The sequence below is a fragment of the Longimicrobiales bacterium genome, assembly GCA_035764935.1.
Taxonomy (GTDB): Bacteria; Gemmatimonadota; Gemmatimonadetes; order Longimicrobiales; family RSA9; genus DASTYK01.
The window spans coordinates 1-2080 of record DASTYK010000124.1 but is presented as its reverse complement, the minus strand read 5'-3'; the positions used below and the strand labels follow the sequence as shown (position 1 = coordinate 2080).

The following is a 2080-nucleotide window of genomic DNA, read 5'->3' as shown; positions in this document are numbered from 1 at the left end:
CTTGGGCCAGATGCCGACGGCGATAAAGTCGACCACGTACCCCAGCCGGATCCGGTCAATGACATTGCCCAGCGCCCCTCCGACGACGAGTGCGATGCCGGTCGCCCCGATCGGATGGCGCCGCGCCTCCCGGATCATCATCGCCATGGCGCCGAACGTAATCAGAAGCGCGACGGCGATCAACAGCGAGGTCCGGCCGGGAAAGATGCCAAATGCGGCGCCGCGGTTCTCGACGTACTCGAACGCCACCAGCCGGCCCGCAAGCTCCCACCGATGCAGCGATGCATCGGGCCCGAGCCAGGCGACGATGGCGATCTTGACGACCTGGTCGAGCGCCACGCTAAGGAGCGGCAGCGCGAACAGCCAGCCGAGGCGTCTCTGCATACTCCCTCGCCGGACTGGATCGATTGTCGGTCGGGAAGGCGACACCATGGGGTTCCCGGTAGGGCGTGCGAACGGGGGACAACGGCGCCGACGGCGCACCTGCTGGGGATGGTAGCACGCGTGTGCGCGTGGTCGACGTCTATACTCAACCGAGCGCCGCCGCCTATGCGCCGGCCGGCATCCCACCAGGCAGCATTCAGACGATCGAGGAGATCCGTGACCAGTCCCAGTACCCCTTTGCGCCTGCTTATCGCGGCCGGCGGCACCGGTGGCCATGTCCTGTCGGCCGTAGCCGTGATCGAAGAACTCCGCAGGCGCGGAATTCCCGTGGAAATCCTGTGGGTCGGCAGCCACGTCGGGGTAGAGCGGGACATCGCGCTTTCCCACGGTGTGCCGTTCGTCGCGGTTCAGACCGGGAAGCTGCGCCGCTACCTCTCTGTCCAGACGGTCACGGACATGCTTCGCATCCCGGTCGGCATCGCCCAGGCGTGGCGCCAGGTTCGCGCCTTCCGCCCGGACGTCATCTTCAGCACCGGTGGCGCGGTGAGCGTGCCGACCGTCGTCGCCGGATCACGAATGGCGCCAGTCATCACGCACGAGCAGACCGCCCAGGTAGGGATCGCCAATCGCACCGCCGCCCGCTTCGCCAAGCGCTTCGCCGTCGCATTCGACGAAACCGCGCAGATCGCGCGAAAGCACCACCAGCATGTGGTCATCACCGGCAACCCGGTGCGCGCCTCGATCGCAGAGGGCGACAAGGCCCGAGGTTGGGAGCACTTCGGCCTCTCGCCTGACCTCCCCGTGATCTTCATCACCGGCGGCGCTCGCGGCGCCAGCCCGATCAACCAGCGGATCGAGGCACTCCTGCCCCAGCTCCTGGAGCGGGCGCAGGTCGTGCACCAGACAGGTCCGGCCGTCGCCAACGATGATGCCGCCCGTCTCCGCCAGAAGCGTGAGACCTGGGCGCCGGAACTCCAAAAGCGTTATGTCGTGCAGGAATTTCTCGGGAGTGAGATCGCTGATCTCTACGCGATCACGGATCTCGTGATTGGCCGCGCGGGTGCCGGAACGGTCAGCGAGCTCGCCTACCTCGGGATGCCGGCGATTCTCATTCCGCTTCCCGGCACCTGGGGCGACGAGCAGCGAAAGAACGCTCGGGTGCTCAGCAACGCCGACGCGGCGGTCGTCCTGGAGCAAACCGACGCCACCCCTGATCGGCTCGGCCAGGAGATCACCGGACTCCTCGATGACGTCATGCGCCGAAACGCCATGAGCGCCAACGCGAAGCGTATCTCCCGCCCCGATGCGGCTTCGCGACTCGTCGACGAGATCCTGACCCTCGCCGAGCTCGGGCAGCGCTAGCTCCCCTCCTGCCCCACACCATCGCCTCACGCAGCCGCCGCACACCTTGAGCACTGTGCGGCCGGAACGAAGATGGACCGGTCATGGATGAGCCCGGCGCCGGTTCGACGTTCCCGTCGAACCGGCCGGAAGGCTCGCATCACATCTGGGACGCGCGCGTGGTCAGGCATCGGGCTTTGGGGATCCAATGGTGGTGCCGCCTGGGCTCATAGGGAGGCGACAAGCGCATCCGCAGCCACAGGCTGAGTATCGGCGTTGCGCTAGTCGACCGCCGCCTGGATCGCCTCCGCGACCGTGCCGCATCTGACGACCTCCATCCCGAGCGTCGCGGTCG

The 2080-nt window shown here is 67.3% G+C and carries 2 protein-coding genes; one reads left to right on the top strand and one right to left on the bottom strand.

Going from position 1 to position 2080, the window contains the following annotated elements; genetic code table 11:
• Positions 1 to 384, bottom strand: a 384-nt coding sequence (locus VFU06_09935; protein ID HEU5209722.1) for a signal peptidase II, incomplete at its 3' end; no start/stop codon positions are given.
• 216 nt (positions 385 to 600) lie between these two features.
• Here VFU06_09935 and murG point away from each other — a divergent pair.
• Positions 601 to 1746 carry an undecaprenyldiphospho-muramoylpentapeptide beta-N-acetylglucosaminyltransferase gene (gene murG, locus VFU06_09930; GenBank protein HEU5209721.1) on the top strand — a complete coding sequence of 382 codons (1146 nt, stop codon included), beginning with the start codon at positions 601 to 603 and terminating at the stop codon, positions 1744 to 1746.
• Positions 1747 to 2080 lie beyond the last annotated feature (334 nt).